Origin of the sequence: Myxococcus stipitatus DSM 14675, from assembly GCF_000331735.1 — a bacterium.
In the GTDB taxonomy this organism is placed as follows: domain Bacteria; phylum Myxococcota; class Myxococcia; order Myxococcales; family Myxococcaceae; genus Myxococcus; species Myxococcus stipitatus.
On sequence record NC_020126.1, the window covers coordinates 2226414 to 2241654 of the forward strand.

The 15241-nt window shown below is 67.7% G+C and carries 15 protein-coding genes; 9 read left to right on the forward strand and 6 right to left on the reverse strand.

Annotated features, from left to right (window positions below; all coding sequences use genetic code 11):
• Nucleotides 1–4: 4 nt before the first annotated feature.
• From MYSTI_RS40540 to MYSTI_RS08890, 3 genes are read left to right on the forward strand one after another with little or no spacing between them, the layout of a single operon-like run.
• Nucleotides 5–952 (forward strand): PAAR-like domain-containing protein, encoded by a 948-nt coding sequence (locus tag MYSTI_RS40540; protein WP_015347391.1) that lies wholly within the window; start codon nt 5–7, stop codon nt 950–952.
• 3 nt (nt 953–955) lie between these two features.
• Nucleotides 956–1711 carry a hypothetical protein gene (locus MYSTI_RS08885; protein ID WP_015347392.1) on the forward strand — a complete coding sequence of 252 codons (756 nt, stop codon included), beginning with the start codon at nt 956–958 and terminating at the stop codon, nt 1709–1711.
• Between the two features lie 49 nt (nt 1712–1760).
• Nucleotides 1761–2075, forward strand: a complete 315-nt coding sequence (locus MYSTI_RS08890; protein ID WP_267881062.1) for a DHCW motif cupin fold protein — start codon at nt 1761–1763, stop codon at nt 2073–2075.
• Nucleotides 2076–2082: 7 nt separating this feature from the next.
• On the opposite strand, the gene MYSTI_RS08895 is transcribed toward MYSTI_RS08890, so the two are convergent.
• Both MYSTI_RS08895 and MYSTI_RS08900 read right to left on the reverse strand, forming a co-directional pair.
• A complete protein-coding gene (locus tag MYSTI_RS08895) occupies nt 2083–2577 on the reverse strand; it encodes a Cif family virulence factor (protein ID WP_015347394.1) in 495 nt (164 codons plus the stop codon).
• A 52-nt stretch (nt 2578–2629) separates the two neighbouring features.
• Nucleotides 2630–4087 (reverse strand): hypothetical protein, encoded by a 1458-nt coding sequence (locus MYSTI_RS08900; protein WP_169558615.1) that lies wholly within the window; start codon nt 4085–4087, stop codon nt 2630–2632.
• 178 nt (nt 4088–4265) lie between these two features.
• On the opposite strand from MYSTI_RS08900, the gene MYSTI_RS08905 reads away from it, so the two are divergent.
• A complete protein-coding gene (locus tag MYSTI_RS08905) occupies nt 4266–4802 on the forward strand; it encodes a hypothetical protein (RefSeq protein WP_015347396.1) in 537 nt (178 codons plus the stop codon).
• A 37-nt stretch (nt 4803–4839) separates the two neighbouring features.
• A complete protein-coding gene (locus tag MYSTI_RS40545) occupies nt 4840–5658 on the forward strand; it encodes a helix-turn-helix transcriptional regulator (protein ID WP_144370025.1) in 819 nt (272 codons plus the stop codon).
• Here the strand turns inward: MYSTI_RS40545 and MYSTI_RS08915 are convergent.
• Nucleotides 5612–6073, reverse strand: a complete 462-nt coding sequence (locus MYSTI_RS08915; protein WP_015347398.1) for a carboxymuconolactone decarboxylase family protein — start codon at nt 6071–6073, stop codon at nt 5612–5614. The genes MYSTI_RS40545 and MYSTI_RS08915 overlap by 47 nt on opposite strands.
• Before the next feature lie 129 nt (nt 6074–6202).
• On the opposite strand from MYSTI_RS08915, the gene MYSTI_RS08920 reads away from it, so the two are divergent.
• On the forward strand, nt 6203–7084 hold the full coding sequence (locus tag MYSTI_RS08920; protein WP_015347399.1) for a sigma-70 family RNA polymerase sigma factor: 882 nt from the start codon (nt 6203–6205) through the stop codon (nt 7082–7084).
• 13 nt (nt 7085–7097) lie between these two features.
• Here the strand turns inward: MYSTI_RS08920 and MYSTI_RS40550 are convergent, their stop codons facing one another.
• The 3 genes from MYSTI_RS40550 to MYSTI_RS08935 are packed head-to-tail and all read right to left on the reverse strand — an operon-like array spanning nt 7098 to nt 10221.
• The gene (locus MYSTI_RS40550) at nt 7098–8357 is read right to left on the reverse strand and encodes a WD40 repeat domain-containing protein (RefSeq protein WP_015347400.1); all 1260 of its coding nucleotides are present in this window, start codon (nt 8355–8357) and stop codon (nt 7098–7100) included.
• Between the two features lie 33 nt (nt 8358–8390).
• Nucleotides 8391–9140, reverse strand: a complete 750-nt coding sequence (locus MYSTI_RS08930; RefSeq protein ID WP_015347401.1) for a DUF2652 domain-containing protein — start codon at nt 9138–9140, stop codon at nt 8391–8393.
• Between the two features lie 46 nt (nt 9141–9186).
• Complete coding sequence (locus MYSTI_RS08935) at nt 9187–10221, reverse strand: fatty acid desaturase (RefSeq protein ID WP_015347402.1); 1035 nt, start codon at nt 10219–10221, stop codon at nt 9187–9189.
• A 243-nt stretch (nt 10222–10464) separates the two neighbouring features.
• Between MYSTI_RS08935 and MYSTI_RS08940 the strand changes: the two genes are divergently transcribed.
• From MYSTI_RS08940 to MYSTI_RS08950, 3 genes are all read left to right on the forward strand, one after another.
• Nucleotides 10465–12276 (forward strand): ABC transporter ATP-binding protein, encoded by a 1812-nt coding sequence (locus tag MYSTI_RS08940; protein ID WP_015347403.1) that lies wholly within the window; start codon nt 10465–10467, stop codon nt 12274–12276.
• On the forward strand, nt 12273–14075 hold the full coding sequence (locus tag MYSTI_RS08945) for an ABC transporter ATP-binding protein (protein ID WP_015347404.1): 1803 nt from the start codon (nt 12273–12275) through the stop codon (nt 14073–14075). Before MYSTI_RS08940 ends, MYSTI_RS08945 begins: the two co-directional genes overlap by 4 nt.
• 72 nt (nt 14076–14147) lie before the next feature.
• Entirely contained in the window at nt 14148–15158 is a 1011-nt protein-coding gene (locus MYSTI_RS08950; RefSeq protein WP_015347405.1) for a hypothetical protein, read from the forward strand.
• Nucleotides 15159–15241: the final 83 nt, after the last annotated feature.

Genomic DNA, 15241 nt, shown 5'->3' on the forward strand with positions numbered 1-15241 from the left:
ACACATGCCAACTGTCGCAGTCAACAGTCCGAAGACCCCAGCCCACAAAGGTAGCAACGGCGTCGCGGCCGCGACGGTGCCCAACGTTTGCAAGATGCCAGGGCCTCCCGCCCCATTTGTTCCGACCCCTTTGCCAAACATCGGCAGGAGCGGTGAAGACCCCAAAGGCTATACGACTCGTGTCACGGTCGAGGGGCAACCGGTCGCGATTTCAGGGGCGAGCTTTGGCTCTCAGGGAGACGTTGCCTCGAAAGGGACCGGCGGTGGACTCATATCCTCCAACACGCATGGGCCGACGAAGTTCGTGGGCCCCGGTTCGATGGACGTGAAGTTCGAGGGGAAGAACGTCCACCTCCTGGGCGACCCGATGCTCAACAACTGTGGGCCGAGCGGCAGCCCCGCCAATGCGGCGACGATGATGGGCCTGGTCCAAGGGATTCTGGTCGTACCCAAGCAGGGAGATGGCGACCTCAACTGCCCGCACCCCAACCTTCAGTACGATGACGTGGCAACGGATTCGACGCGACGCCAGGAACTGGACCAAAAAATCCAGAGCAAGGGGGCTTCATCTGAACGTCACTTCGCTGATGCCATTGTCGCGGAGGGGGCTGGAAATACGGCTGTGGCCGACAAGCTGCTGGAAGTGGCGTTGGAGCATGAGCGACAGTCCAAGGCGGATGCGTTCGAGAAGTTCGTAGGCAATGATACCCACGCGAAAGAGGTCTCCAAGAAGTTCCACTGTCCTGACTGCCTGATGGATGGTGAAATCGATGTGGTGACAGGGAGCGGCGTCGTCAAGGAGTGCAAGACGGGGAAGCCCAAGCTGAAGCAGCTCGAGAAGATAGCGTCTGCGTCCGCCGTGATTTTCCCAGGAGCTCCCGTTCACCTCGCGATTCCCAAAGGGATGAAGATTGGGACTCCATGGCCGCAGTCACAGATTCAGGAGCACTGACCCATGGCATCCGCATCCGACGTTTTTGTCGTGCTCGCAAAAGTGAGTGGAGAAGAGGCCCTCCGGATTGTTGAGCACGCGCTGGGCATGGTCGTCGAGCGCTATGACTTCGGGTTCCGAGGATATGGCGGAGTCGTGGCCCTGGTTTTCGAGGGAGAGGAGTTCATCCAAGAGCGCAAGCTGGCGGAGGATATTGCCTCGGTACAGTCGCTGGACCGCGGAGGGCTTGAGCAACTTGCTCATCGTGAGCACTGGTTCAGCATCGGGGGGAGCCTCCGCTTCCCGAACGAGCAACGTCAGTATGACTTCGACATCATCATGTACCCGACGTTCGATGCTGAGCGTCCAGCGTGCGTCGTCTTTCGCATGGACCCCTCGCTCTACACGGAGGTCGACGGCAGTGACGGAAATGGCTTCGATGAAGACGCCGCGGAGCGTCTGCTGAAGCTGTGTATCAGCCTTGGTGCGGCCGATGAGGTCGATGGGTTCCAGGCCTTGCTCCTCGGAGAACTGGAGGAGGTTCATCCGTTCGATGGCCCGGAGTTGCGTGCAGCTCTCGTGAGTCCGCGCTCCATTCGGGACCGGCTGTCGGGCAAGAAGGTTCTGCAACACGGGTTCGTGACGGGCATCCGGAAAACCATCCTGGGTGGGGTTGACCTGACTCCGTCATGGAACGGCTATCGGGTTCTCGAGACGACGCATGGTTTCGTCATTCTGAGCCGTCTGGTCGACCTTCGGAGGCGCCCCGAGAAGCCGTAAGATACCCCTGCGTCTTCTTTGAAAGGAGCTGCGCCTGAAGCTCTCGAACATTCCCTTCTGCACCACGGATTGGAGCGCCATCCCTCCCACCGAGCACGCGGGAGACACAGGCAAGGCGTTCTGGCGGACGCTCCAACTGGGAGACCTCCGGGTCCGGCTCGTCGAGTACACACCGGGCTACGTGGCGAACCACTGGTGCGCCCGGGGACACGTCCTGCTCGTGCTGGAGGGGACGCTGCACACCGAGCTGAAGGACGGCCGGCACTTCGAGCTGGGTCCGCTGATGAGCTATCAGGTCGCGGATGACGACGGCGAGCACCGCTCGTCGACCCAGACGGGCGCGAAGCTCTTCATCGTCGACTGACCCTCCGTCAGTCGTTGTTGGAATAGACGACCGAGGCAATCTTCCAGCCGTTGCCCGAGTTCACCAGGAGCCAGTGCTCCTGACCCCGGTTGATGACGCGCTCCCCGAGGTGGAACGTGAAGTCGAACGAGACGGCGGCGACGTCCCCATCCGTCTCGATGCGGATGTTCGTGAACTTCTCCTCGCTGGGCTCCTTGTCGGCGGTGACATCCGCGATGAAGGACGCGGGGGTGATCTTCTGCTGGGTCGGAGCCTTGCTCGCCTTGGGGTTCTTCGCGCGCAGCTGCTTGAGGAGCGCCTCCCCCTGCACGGGCTGGAAGATGACGCCGTCGTGCAGGAACAGGCCGAGGAACTTCTTCGAGTCCCTCTTGATGATGGACTGACGGAAGTCCTCGATGACGCCCTGGAGCTGCTGCCGGGCGACGGTGGTGTCCCGGGCAGGGGCTTGCGCGAAGGAGGGCAGCGAGACGAGCGCGACGAGCAGCGGAAGGGACAGGTTCATGGATGGCTTCGGAACGCGCAGTGCCTCCGGAAATTCCCCACGGCGCTCGGAGTCACTCTTCGGATTCCGCGGGCCCTGGAGGACAGGTGAGCTGGATGGGGGCGCCCCAGAGCTGTGTCTCCCCCGTGTCGTCATGGGCGAAGAAGAAGACGTGGTCGCCGCGCTGGGCGAAGCCATCCGGCGCCGAGCCGAACGTGCCGGGGCTGATGTCCGCGAGCTGGCCCGTGGTGGAGAGGGTGCCTCGGGTGAACCAGGGCTCGGGATACAGGCCATCCGTGGACGCGGTGAAGAACACCGTGCCGTTCGTCGCGGCGAACAGCGGTGAGAAGTATTCATCCCCCAGGGACAAGGGGTGATGCAGCCGCTTCGTCCCGTCGGCGGTTCCATCCGTGACCCAGAGCGACACGTCCCGGGGCGCGGGGCCGGTGTCGCTGATGGCCATGGAGAAGTAGAGCTTTCCTCCGGAGCGAGTCGTTCGCTGGATGTATGGCGTTGCCTCCGGCTTGTCCGCGAAGGGATTGGGGAGCGTGGTGATGCGAGTCTTCCCGCCGCCGCTCAACGAGACCCGGTTGATGTGGAGGAAGCGGGAATCGGAGGACGCGGTGGCCAGATAGACCTGGGACCCCAGGGTCCCCAGCAGGCGGGTGGGGCTCCCGAAGGACTCCAGGCGGAGCGTGCCGTCCCGGGTTCCATCCGTCTTCCACACCTCGGCGTTGGGGCTGTCATCCAGCACGAAGAGGCCCAGGTCGCCCGCGTGGCTCACGTCGTTGACGGAGGTGTTCGCGGCGTCCAGCTTCTTGACGGCGAAGGTTCCGGAGGACGTGCCATCCGTGCGCCAGAGCTCGGTGCCCTGGCTGCCCGAGGACAGGAACAGGTGGAGCGCATGGTCCACGGTCAGCGAGACGTAGCGGACCTGGAAGCCCGAGGGCAGGACGGCCACGCGGAAGGTTCCGGAGGACGTGCCGTCCGAGCGCCAGACTTCGTACAGGGGGAAGTGCGGCGCCGAGCCGGACACGGTGCGCACGAAGACGAGCAGTCCGTCGAGCGCGGTGATGTGATGGAACCAGGTGCTCTCGGGGCCGGGAGACAGGTCCTTGACGAGCCGCGTCCCCGCCTCGGTGCCGTTGCTGACCCACAGCTCGTTGCCGGTGGCGGGGTCCTGGAACTCGAAGAAGACGCGGGAGCCCGCAGCCACGAGCCCGCCCATGCGCGGAGGCCCGATGGGGGCGGGCGAGAACTTCTTCACCTCCGAGGTGCCTTGCGGCGTCCCATCGGTGCTCCAGAGCACGGAGGTGCCGTCGAGGAAGTTGGTCCCGAAGAAGAGCCGGCCCCGGGCGCTGACGAGCGAGTCGGTGCCCAGCATCCTCCCGCTGATGATGACGGGGCCACTCCCAGGGGGCGTGACGACCTGGATGCGAGAGGCCTCTCCAGGAGGACAGGCCCGCGCAGAGGCTTCACCGACGTCGGAGTCCGTCCGCGCGAGGGCTCCATCGAACGCCCCGAGTCCCATTCCCAACAATGCACAACAGAGTGTTCCCCGCATGTCTGCCCCTCCGGCGTCGTGGAGTGTCGACGACGGTGGGGAGGATGGGTCCTGTCGCCAATCGGTGCATGGGGGTGGGCGCGGTGTTCGGGAGTGCGCAAGATTCTGATAGCGGCTCTCCCGTCGCCCTCTTCATGGTGAGGGCATGCGAACCCATCTCGTTGCGCTCCTGCTGCTGCTCTCCGCTGGCTGTACACACGCGCCCTCGCGTCCCGACGCGGCCTCTTCCTCCGACGCCGTCGCCGCGCGCCCCGAGGACGTCGCCACCATCGACGGCGTGATGAAGGCCTTCTACGAGGTGGTCAACATCGCGCCGGACGAGCCGCGTCAGTGGGCTCGGGACAGGACGCTGTACAGCCCCTGGATTCACTTCGTGGCCATCGGCAAGACGCTGGAGGTGTACGACCACCCGCGCTTCGTGGCGTCCACGGAGCCGCTGATCGCGGGGGGCTTCCGGGAGTGGGAGATCCACCGGACCGTGAAGCGCTACGGCAACATCGCGCACGTGGCGTCCACCTACGAGGCGCGCACGGGCCCGGGGGAAGGCACGTCCGGCCGAGGCGTCAATTACCTCCAGCTCTACTTCGACGGCACGCGCTGGTGGGTCGCCAGCCTGGTGTGGCAGTCGGAGGACGCGGCGAATCCGATTCCGCCCGAGCTGCTGCCTGCTTCCCAACCCTGAGCCCTTCCGCCATCCTCACCGGATGAACCAGGACTGGGTGCCACCGTGCACGCTCCGTCTGCTCGTCACGACGCCCGAGCTGCTGGTGGGCGAATGGACGTGTGACGGCGGGCCGCGCTCGCGGTGGCGCGAGCAGGCCCGCTATCTGGAGGCGGACCTGCTCCAGACGGGCACCCACCTGCGCACGCATGGCAGCCGGCGCAGCGTGGTGGACCCGGCGACGGCGGCGCTCAACACGCCCGGCAACGAGTACTGGATGGAGACGCCGTCGGAGCGTCCCCAGCGCGGCACCTTGCTGTTGCTGAGAGGCGCTCTGGCGGAGGAGTGGACCCCTCGTGAGGGCTCCCACACCTGTCAGGTGTCCGCGAGCGCCGCGCGCCTGCACGTCCAGTTGCTCCGCGACCCGGACCCCTTCGCCCGCGAGGAGACGGCGCTGGCCCTGGTCCACCAGCTCCACACGGAGGAGCGTGCTCCTTCACGCAAGCCGCGCGCCTTCTCCGCGGCCTGGCGTCAGCTCGCGGAGGAGCTCCAGCACCTCATGGCCACGTCCTTCACGGAGCGGCTGACGGTGGGCGCGTTGGCGGAGAGCGCGAAGACGTCGCCCTTTCATGCCAGCCGCGTCTTCCGCGCGGTGACGGGAGAGACGCTGCACACGCACCTCACCCGCCTGAGACTCCGCGCCGCCCTCTTCGAGCTGGAGCACGCCGCGGGTCGCATCACCGACGTCGCGCTCGCGATGGGCTTCTCCTCGCACAGCCACTTCACCCACGCCTTCCGGCGCGAGTTCGGCTGCCCGCCCTCGGTGCTGGCTACCAACGGGCGTGAGGGTTGGCGACCTGGCGCGTCGTCGCGTTGAGCCGGTTCCAGAGGTTGACCATCCCGATGGACATGACCAGGGCCGCCAGGGCCTGCTCGTCGTAGTGCTTCGCGGCCTCGTTCCAGATGTCGTCGGGGACGGGGTCCGACTTGTCGCCGAGGCGGGTGACGCACTCGGTGAGCGCCAGCGCGGCCCGCTCGGCGTCGGTGAAGTAGGGCACATCCCTCCACGCGGCCACCGCGAAGAGGCGGTCCTCCGTCTCACCCGACTTCCGCGCCATCCTCGCGTGCATGTCCACGCACACGCCGCATCCGTTGATTTGGCTGGCGCGCAGGTTCATCAGCTCAAGCGTCTTCTTCGGGGCACCCCCCTTGAACACGGCGGCGCCCAGGGCCTGCAGGGCGGCCATGGCATCGGGGACGACCATCGCGGGGTTCTTCATTCGGGAGTTCATGGACGTGTTCCTATCGGGGCCTCGGAAGGCCCTCGTTGAAAGGGGGTTGATTGCCCCCAGGTTGCGTGCGAATCCGGCGTCATCTCGTCCGGCGCCGCGATGACGGAGCCCCTCGAAAGAATGTGACCGATGGACGAAAGAAATCTCAGCGCCGCGGACTTCCAGACCCACCGGGCCCATCTGCGGGGCGTGGCCTACCGGATGCTCGGCTCCCTGAGCGAGGCGGAGGATGCCGTCCAGGAGGCCTGGCTCCATCACAGCCGCGCGGACACGCGCGAGGTCACCAACCCCCGCGGCTGGCTGACCACCGTCGTCGCGCGGGTGTGTCTGGACTTCCTGCGCACCCGCAAGTCGCGGCGCGAGGAGCCCGAGGACGCGCAGGGCCCAGACCTGTTCGCCGCCCGCACGGATGGGAGCACGCCCGAGCAGGAGGCCCTCATGGCGGACTCCGTGGGGTTCGCGCTGCTCGTGGTGCTGGACGCGCTCAACCCTTCCGAGCGCATCGCCTTCGTGCTGCACGACCTGTTCTCCATGTCCTTCGACGAGATTGCCCCCATCGTCGGGCGCAACGAGGCGGCCACACGGCAGCTCGCCAGCCGCGCGCGCCGACGGGTCCACGGCGCGGCCCTCTCACCGGACGCGGACCTCTCCCGGCAGCGCGAGGTCGTCAGCGCGTTCCTCGCCGCCACGCGAGGCGGGGACCTGGACGCGCTGCTCGCCGTGCTGGACCCGGACGTCGTGGCCCGGACGGACATGAAGCTGCCGACGGGCGCCCCCAGGGAGGTCCACGGCGCGAGCAACGTGGCCAGCCAGGCGCGTCTGCATTCGGCCCGGGCCCGCGTGTCCCAGGTGGGGCTCGTCGACGGGAAGGTGGCCCTCGTCGTCGCCCCCAGGGGCCGGCTGCACTCCGTGCTGCTCTTCACCGTCCAGGAGGGGAGGATCCTCCTGCTCGAGACGGTCGTCGACCCCGAGCGCCTGCGTCAGCTGGAGGTGGCGGTGTTCCCCGCCTGAGCACCGCGCGGGCTCACCACGCCGCGCCGCTCAGCACGCTCTCGCGCACGACGCCTTCGGGCAGCACCGTCAGGAAGCGTCGCGCGGAGGGATGCCAGGCCGTGGGCTTCAGGGCGGCATCCTGGTGGAGCCGCTCCCCTGTCTCGATATCCCAGACACAGGTGCCCTGGTCTTGTGAGGTCGCGAGCAGCAGGTTCCCATCCCCGTGGAGCGTTCCTCGCGGGCCTGGGAACCAGCGCAGCAGGTTGCCCGACTCGACGTCGTAGAGCATCGCGGCATCGATGAGGTGCTCCGCGTCTCCGCCGAAGCCCCAGGTGACCAGCGTGCGCGGGCCGACGAAGCACGCGGGCGCATCCCAGTAATAGGCGCATTCGCGCAGCAGCTTGCGGGAGGGGCCGTCCTCCGACTCCGAGACGTTCTCATGCAGCCAGCGGCGCAGGGAGAGGCTCGACAGCATCCCCACCGGATGCCAGACCCAGCCGTCGTCCACGAGCCAGGCCCCGTCCGGAGACACCGTCAGCCCGCAGTGGAAGTAGTCGAGGTCCCGCGGCTCGCGCCGGGTCAGCAGCTCCCCGGTCGCCGGGTCCGTGATGTCGAGCCGGTTCCACGCGGTCGCATGCACCAGGAGCGTCCGGTCGCCGTCGCGGAAGAAGGCGGCGGAGAACTCGCAGTGCTCGACGTGGTAGCTGCCCCGGTCGAGCGCGAGCTTCACCGCGCCGGACGCCAGCTCCAGCACCACGCCGCGAGCCCCCCGGCTGTTCACCACCGCCGCATAGCGGCCACACGCGGACGCATGCAGCGTGAGGTCGGCCGCGAGGTCCAGCGACTCCGCGCTCACCGCGCCGACCCGGCGGACGGTGTCCTCCTCCAGGTCCAACCGGAGCACTTCGCCGCGCTCGTCCACCGCGAGCCACTCCACGCGGGGGGCACTCCCCAGGGCGGTGAGCGCCTTGAGCGTGCGGCCCGCGAGCGCTGGGAGGCGGAGCTCCCGGTGCTCGAAGCGCAGCGCGGTCTCCCGGGTGCGAAGCTCGGGGCGCCCCTGGATGCGCATCAGGTCGAAGACCCGACCCATCTTCGTATGGTGGCAGGCGGAGCAGATGGCCACGGGCTCCAGCGCGCCCCCCGCGTCCTCGCCACAGGCCTCGCACCGCAGCTCGTGGTCCACGCCCTGTCCGGTGAAGCGGACGATGAACGAGGCGTCCTCGTCGGCCAGCAGGTGCTTGCACCAGCGCCCCACGGCGGGCGCGGCATGTCCACAGTCCAGGCTCTTCATGACGTCCTCCCGGCTCCGGCCCGCCTGTGTCGCTCAGGTGCGCGGAGGATGGGAGTGCGGAGTGGGCGGTGTGTCGACAATCTCGACGTTGCGGAAGTCCTGGCAGGGCTTCTCGATGCCGAGCACGTACTTCAGCGTCCGCACCTCCATCACCAGCTTGTTCCACAGCCTGCGCGACAGCTTCGGGGCGAGCGGGGCGGGGAGCTCCTCGCCACTCGCGAGCAGGTCGATGTAGTGGGTGGTCGTGCGGCCCAGGCCCTCGAACTCGTGCTCGAGCCCCTGGGCCAGCTGGCGCAGCTCCGGCTGGATTCGCTCGTGCACGGCGTCGGTCATCAGGAGGTACTCGGACACCGGGACGTCGTTCTTCAACATCCGGTGGACGAGGATGACGTCCACCCCCGCCAGCTCCGTGAGGTGTTTCACCCGCTGGAAGGCGACCTCCCCCAGGTGGGCGACGAACTTGAGCGTCAACATGCCCACCTGCATGCAGCCGTCGCACTGACACATCCGGTCGACGACCAGCTTCTCGCGCCGCGCGACGAAGGCCCGGCGGATGTCCGCGACCTGCCGGGCGAACGCACCGCAGTCGTCTCCGACGGAGTAGAAGAAGGCCGCGTCTCCCTCCAGCTTGGCCAGCTTCAGCCCACCCGAGGCGTCGATGACCGCTTCGAGCAGCTGCGCCACCGAGTCCTGCGCGTGCGCGAGGCTGAAGCGGTGGTGTTTCATGAAGCGGGTGTATCCGCCGATATCCGCGATGAGGAGCAGCGCCTTCTCTGTCGCCATGCGACACCCAGGCTAGCGCAGGGGAGGGGAGAGTCCTAGCCGTGACTCAGGGCCGCTTCTGGGCCTCGAGCCAGGGACGGTAGTGGCGCTCCAGGAAGTCCTCCTGGAAGTCCCTGTACGAGCGCACCGCGCCCACCCTCCAGCCGAACCGGATGACATGCCACGCCGGGTCGAACTGGTACGGCAGGAAGCCCGCGCGTGCGCCGTGCGGATAGAGGTGGTGGTTGTTGTGCCACTCGCCCGTGATGAGCCCCGGCCAGCGCTGGTTGATGGACAGGTCCTTCTGGTTGAAGTCAATCCCGTCGCGTCGGCGGTCCTTGCCGCCCCCGTGGCCGTCGTAGTTGAACGTCCGCACGCCCACCACCCAGACGCCCGCCCAGCCGAAGAGCGCGAGGGCCAGCGCGTGCCCGCCCACGAGGAAGAAGATGCCGTACCAGACGGCCCAGTTCAGCGCGAAGTGCAGCACCGTCCACGCGGGATGGCACAGCGAGCCCCACTTCAAATACTGGGCATGGCTGTTGAGCCTCACCCCCGTGTGGTCCATCAGCTTGCAGAGCTGGCCGTAGTCCTTGGCGTTCAAGTCCCGGTGGATGCCCTGGTGGTTGACGTCCGCGAGGAAGCAATACAGCCAGCCGGCCTTCACGTTGTACGGGTCGCCCGGCTGCTCGGCCTTGGCGTGATGGACGTGGTGCGAGATGACATACACCTCCTCGGAGATGGTCTTCACCACGAGGTTGCGGCACAGCTCGCGCCAGAACGCGTTCTTGAACTGGAAGGCGCGGTGCGTCGCGTAGCGGTGAAACCAGACGGTGCCGTGCGTGCCCAGCACCACCATGCCGTAGACGAAGCCCGCGAGGCAGAACCAGAGGTTGAAGAAGTGCGTGAAGGAGAGCGTCAGCGGGATTCCCAGGCCCAGCGTCGTGGTCCACCCGGTCAGAGGAAGCCAGTTCTTGCGGGTGCGGAGGATGTTGAGGCGGGAGAAGAACTCCCGGGCAATGGCCCGGGCCGTCGGAACATGCAGCTGTCCGTTCTTCTCGTAGCCGTAGCTCGGAGGATCGAGGACGCGGTCGAGAAATGACATGAAGAGCCTTCGCGGGCGGAGGGCGTGAAAACGTCGTGGCGTTGGTGCTGAAACTCCGGGCGCCGCGCGAAGTGCTACCGAGAACAATATATCCCGCGGAACGGTGGGGGTCCAGGTCCCACCCCCCGCTGCTCCACCCCCAGGGGCCAGTCACGTATGTGTATGACTGGACCTCAGGGGTTCTGGATTGAAAACGATAATGAGTATTATTATTGAAATGTGATTTGATGCAGGAGGTCGTACATGGCGGTTCCAGAGGAAGGGCCGAAGCCACCTCCCCCAGGTCTGGCGGGGCTGTTCCGGCTGTTGGGTCTGCAGGGGCCGCTGGTGGGGTTGTCGGCACTCAGTGCCTCGGTGGCGGCGGCGTTGGGGCTGGTGCCCTTCTTCATCGTCTCGCGCATGGCGACGGCCATCTACGCGGAGCCTGCCCGCCTGGAGGAGGTCCGGGCCCTGGCGCTGGTGGCCGTGGGCGCGTTGCTGCTCCGGTACACGTTCGTCGCGGGCGCGACGGTGCTCGCGCACGTCGCCGCGTTCCGCATCCTCCATGACCTGCGCCTGCGAATCGCTCACAAGCTGGGCGCGGTGCCGCTGTCGTTCTTCAGCCGCCGGACGACGGGCTCGCTCAAGGCGACGCTGATGGACGACGTGAACCAGGTGGAGTCGTTCGTCGCCCACAACTTCCCGGACGCGGTGGCCGCGGTGGTCGTCCCGCTCTCCACCGCCCTCGCGTTGGTGTGGGTGGACTGGCGGATGGCGGTGGCCAGCATCATCGTGGCCCCGTTCGCGGTGGGGGCCATGGCGTACACGATGCGCAACGGCGCCGACGCCCATGTGCAGTGGAATGCGATTCAGCACCGCATGAACTCGGCGCTGCTCGAGTACATCCGGGGCATCAAGGTCATCAAGACCTTCGGCCTGTCCGCCTCCCGGTTCGGCGAGCTGTCGCGCTCCATCCAGGAAGGGCTCCAGTGGATGGAGGGCTTCATGCGCACCAACGGACGCGGCTACGGCGCGTTCGGCGCGCTCATCGGCTCCAGCCTGGTCTTCCTCGTGCCCGCGGGGGGCTGGCTCTATTCGAAGGGGGAGCTGTCGCTGGAGGAACTGGTGTTGTTCCTGGTGCTGGGCCCCCAGCTCCTGATGTCCATGATGCGGCTGATGTTCGCGTGGGGGAACGTCGAGAAGGTCCAGGTGGGCAACGCGCGCATCCGTGAGCTCCTGCTCACCCCGGACCTGGAGGAGCGCGCGGGCACCCAGGCGCCCGCCCACGACGGCCTCTCCTTCCGGCAGGTGGACTTCCGCTATGACGCGGCCGGACCGGACGTGCTGCGCCAGGTCACGTTCGATGCGCCCGCGGGCAAGGTCACCGCGCTCGTGGGCCCGTCGGGCGCGGGCAAGTCGACGCTCGTGAAGCTGGTGCCCCGGCTGTGGGAGGCGACGGGGGGCGTGGTGGCGCTGGGCGACGTGGACGTGCGCGAGCTGCCCCTCGAGCAGCTGCTGTCGCGGGTCTCCATGGTGTTCCAGGACGTGTTCCTCTTCCACGGCACCGTCCGCGACAACCTGCGCCTGGGCAGGGCGGACGCCACGGAGGCGCAGCTGGAGGCGGCGTGCCGCGCCGCGCGGGCCCATGACTTCATCCGCGCGCTGCCGCAGGGCTACGACACGATGCTCGGCGAGCGAGGCGCCCGGCTCTCCGGGGGCGAGAAGCAGCGGCTGTCCATCGCCCGCGCGCTGCTGAAGGACGCGCCGGTGCTCCTGCTCGACGAGGCCACCGCGTTCGCGGACCCGGAGAACGAGGCGCGCATCCAGGAGGCGCTGTCGGAGCTGTGCGAGGGCCGGACGGTGGTGGTGGTGGCCCATCGGCTGTCGACCATCGCCACCGCGGACCACATCGTCGTGCTGGAGGGCGGCGAGGTGCGGGACCAGGGCACGCACGACGTGCTGCTGTCCCGCTGCGCGCTCTACCAGCGCCTGTGGGCAAGCCATTCGGATGCACAGGACTGGACGCTGGGAGGCGCGGCTCTGCCTGCGCCTGGCGGAATGGAGGTGGCGTCATGATGGGGGAGCTCTTCTCGCTGGGCGAGCGCCTCGCGGGCCGCAAGGAGGCGCGGCTGCGCCGAGGGTTCGTCTTCGCCTTCTTCGAAGCGCTGGCGACGGCCATTCCCTATGCCCTGGTCCTCGTCTTCGTCCGCTCGGCGCTGGAGCGCGGGCTGACCTTGACGATGACCGCCTGGGTGACGGCGGGCATCCTGCTCTCCGTGGTGCTGCGCCTGGTGTGCTCGCGCGTGGCGATGTCGGACATCTTCATCGCGGCGCACGCGCTGATGGGACAGGCGCGCCTGCGCGCGGCGGACCACCTGCGGCGGCTGCCCATGGGGTTCTTCACCCAGCGCAGGGGAGGGGAGCTCGCGGGCATCATCACGACGGACCTCGCGCTCGTCGAAGACATCTGGTCTCACATCACGGGCGTCTTCGCCGCGACCTTCGCGCTGCCCATGCTGGTGGGCGTGGGGCTCTGCTTCCTGGACCTGCGCCTGGGGCTGGCCATCTTCGCGGTGCTGCCCCTGGCCCTCGTCGTCCTGGTGGCCACCACGCCCATCTTCGTGCGGGAGATCACGGCGGTGCTCGAGGCCACGGCGGACGTGAATGCGCGCATCGTCGAGTACGTGCAGGGCATCGCCGTGCTCCGGGCCTTTGGCCGCCACGGCGAGGTCTACCAGCGCTTCGTCCGGTCGATGGAGACGCTTCGCGACGCACTCATCCGCGCGGAGGTGACGCCGTCGCCCCTGCTGTCCGTGTTCGGCTTCCTGGTGGAGGCGGGCTTCGTCGTCGTGGCCTTCGTGGGCAGCCTGCTGGCCTTCGACGGGAGCCTGGCGCCGGGGACGCTCCTGGTCTTCCTGGTCGTGAGCGTGGGCGTGACACGTCAGGTCGCCGAGCTGGGGGTGGCGCTCCTGATGCTGCGCGGCTCCCAGCGCGCGCTGGAGCGGGTGGACCGGCTCATGGCGGAGCCACCGCTGAGCGAGCCCTCGACGCCGGCCTCACCGGGCGCTCGCTTCGACGTGGCGGTGGAGGGCGTCTCCTTCGCCTATGAAGGCGAGCGGGTGCTCAAGGACGTCTCCGTCGCATTTCCCGAACGTTCGCTCAGCGCGATTGTCGGCGCCTCGGGCTCGGGCAAGTCGACGCTGGTGCACCTGGTCGCGCGGCTGTGGGACATCCCCCGAGGACAAGGCGCCATCCGCGTGGGCGGCGTCGACATCCGGGACATCCCCTTCGAGGAGCTCCACCGACACCTCTCGATGGTCTTCCAGGACGTCGTCCTCTTCTCCGGGACGGTGCTCGACAACCTCCGCGTGGGCCGGCCAGACGCCACCCGCGAGGAGGTGGAGCGGGCCGCTCGTGCAGCCAGGGCGCACGAGTTCATCCAGAAGCTTCCCCAGGGCTACGACACCGTGCTCTCCGAGGACGGCGGCTCGCTGTCGGGCGGAGAGCGGCAGCGGCTGTCCATCGCGCGGGCCATCCTCAAGGATGCCCCCATCATCCTGCTGGACGAGGCCACGTCCTCGGTCGATGCCTCCGCGGAGGCGGAGATTCAGCGCGCCATCGACGAGCTCGTTCGCCACAAGACGGTCGTCGTCATCGCCCACCGCCTGCGGACCGTGCGCCGCGCCCACCAGATTGTCGTCCTGGACCAGGGGCGCTTGGCCGAGCGCGGCACGCACGATGAGTTGCTGAAGCGCGACGGCCTGTATGCCTCGCTCTGGCGTGAGCAGGAGCGTGCCAAGGGCTGGCACCTGGGCGCCCGCGAGCGCGGAGCCGGGCCGCTCCCCTCGAAAGAAATCAGGGGTCTCGATTTGTAAGAAACAACCCGGGCCCCTGGGGCGATAACTCCTGCATAGGTCGTTGCCGCCAATTCCAGAGAGGTTCACCCCATGGGTCTCGGTATCCCCAGCTTCAGCGATGTGAAGCGGAAGGTGACGTCGACTGTCAACGAGGTGAAGGACACCGTCGTCGACAAGGCGCAGGACGTGAAGAAGGCCGTCGTGGACACCACGAAGGACGTCTTCGAGGACGTGAAGCACAACCCCGTCACGGACACGCTCAAGAAGGCCGTGACGGACCCGGGGGACCTGGCCCGCGACGCCCTCCAGGGCGGCCTGCGCGTGGCCTACCACGGCGCCACCTCGCTGCTGCCCGACGGCGCGGCGAACAAGCTGGTGAAGGCCGCCGAGGTCGGCGTGGACGCGCTGGCGAAGACGTCCGAGCTGATCGCCGGCAAGGACTCCTCCCTCACGCAGGGCCTGAAGACGCTGGGCAAGGTGGACCTGGAGGGCATCACCCGCACCACGGACCCGCAGACGGGGCAGAAGCTCAAGGGCGACTGGCCGAAGCTGTGGGGCACCTGGCTGCTGGAGGAGAAGCCCAAGGACCTGGGCACCTGGGACAAGACGTCCGACGGCACCGACCGCGTCACCGTCAGCAACAACGCGTACACGGATGACCTGGCGGGCCGCCCCCACCAGCAGCAGGTGACGGAAGAGTTCTTCAAGATGTACCCGAACCCGAAGCCGGGTGACACGTTCCCTCCCAAGGGCGCCAGCAAGGAAGTGACGGACAAGGCGCTCTACGTGTTCGCGGGTCCCGACACCGCGGAGAACAGCAAGAACAAGCACACGTCGCTGGAGTGGTTCATCGGCTCGTACCGCACCGAGGTGAAGTGCACCGGCATCGACGAGAAGACGGGCAAGCCCAACCTCAGCTACGAGGTGGTCAACAACTCGCACTTCGAGTCGGGCACGCGGGTTCCCGCCACCTTCCAGGACAAGGGCCTGCCCCCGTCGCTCGTGGATGACCGCAAGCGCGAGCAGGGCGTGGGCATCGGCGGCGACTGGATTCAGCGCTACACCTGGACGAACAACGGCGTGGACAACCCCAACAAGTAATCCCTGCTCACGCCGCTGACTCGAGGCCCGGTGGTCGCCCCGCGCGACCCCGGGCCTTCGTGTTTCAGCGGGTGTCGCTGATT

Coding starts and splice junctions, on each gene's coding strand:
- MYSTI_RS08950 (WP_015347405.1), top strand. CDS start 14,148: ATGGGTCTCGGTATCCCCAGCTTCAGCGATGTGAAGCGGAAGGTGACG.
- MYSTI_RS08935 (WP_015347402.1), bottom strand. CDS start 10,221: ATGTCATTTCTCGACCGCGTCCTCGATCCTCCGAGCTACGGCTACGAG.
- MYSTI_RS08920 (WP_015347399.1), top strand. CDS start 6,203: ATGGACGAAAGAAATCTCAGCGCCGCGGACTTCCAGACCCACCGGGCC.
- MYSTI_RS40550 (WP_015347400.1), bottom strand. CDS start 8,357: ATGAAGAGCCTGGACTGTGGACATGCCGCGCCCGCCGTGGGGCGCTGG.
- MYSTI_RS08895 (WP_015347394.1), bottom strand. CDS start 2,577: ATGAACCTGTCCCTTCCGCTGCTCGTCGCGCTCGTCTCGCTGCCCTCC.
- MYSTI_RS08905 (WP_015347396.1), top strand. CDS start 4,266: ATGCGAACCCATCTCGTTGCGCTCCTGCTGCTGCTCTCCGCTGGCTGT.
- MYSTI_RS08900 (WP_169558615.1), bottom strand. CDS start 4,087: ATGGGACTCGGGGCGTTCGATGGAGCCCTCGCGCGGACGGACTCCGAC.
- MYSTI_RS40540 (WP_015347391.1), top strand. CDS start 5: ATGCCAACTGTCGCAGTCAACAGTCCGAAGACCCCAGCCCACAAAGGT.
- MYSTI_RS08940 (WP_015347403.1), top strand. CDS start 10,465: ATGGCGGTTCCAGAGGAAGGGCCGAAGCCACCTCCCCCAGGTCTGGCG.
- MYSTI_RS08885 (WP_015347392.1), top strand. CDS start 956: ATGGCATCCGCATCCGACGTTTTTGTCGTGCTCGCAAAAGTGAGTGGA.
- MYSTI_RS08930 (WP_015347401.1), bottom strand. CDS start 9,140: ATGGCGACAGAGAAGGCGCTGCTCCTCATCGCGGATATCGGCGGATAC.
- MYSTI_RS08945 (WP_015347404.1), top strand. CDS start 12,273: ATGATGGGGGAGCTCTTCTCGCTGGGCGAGCGCCTCGCGGGCCGCAAG.
- MYSTI_RS08915 (WP_015347398.1), bottom strand. CDS start 6,073: ATGAACTCCCGAATGAAGAACCCCGCGATGGTCGTCCCCGATGCCATG.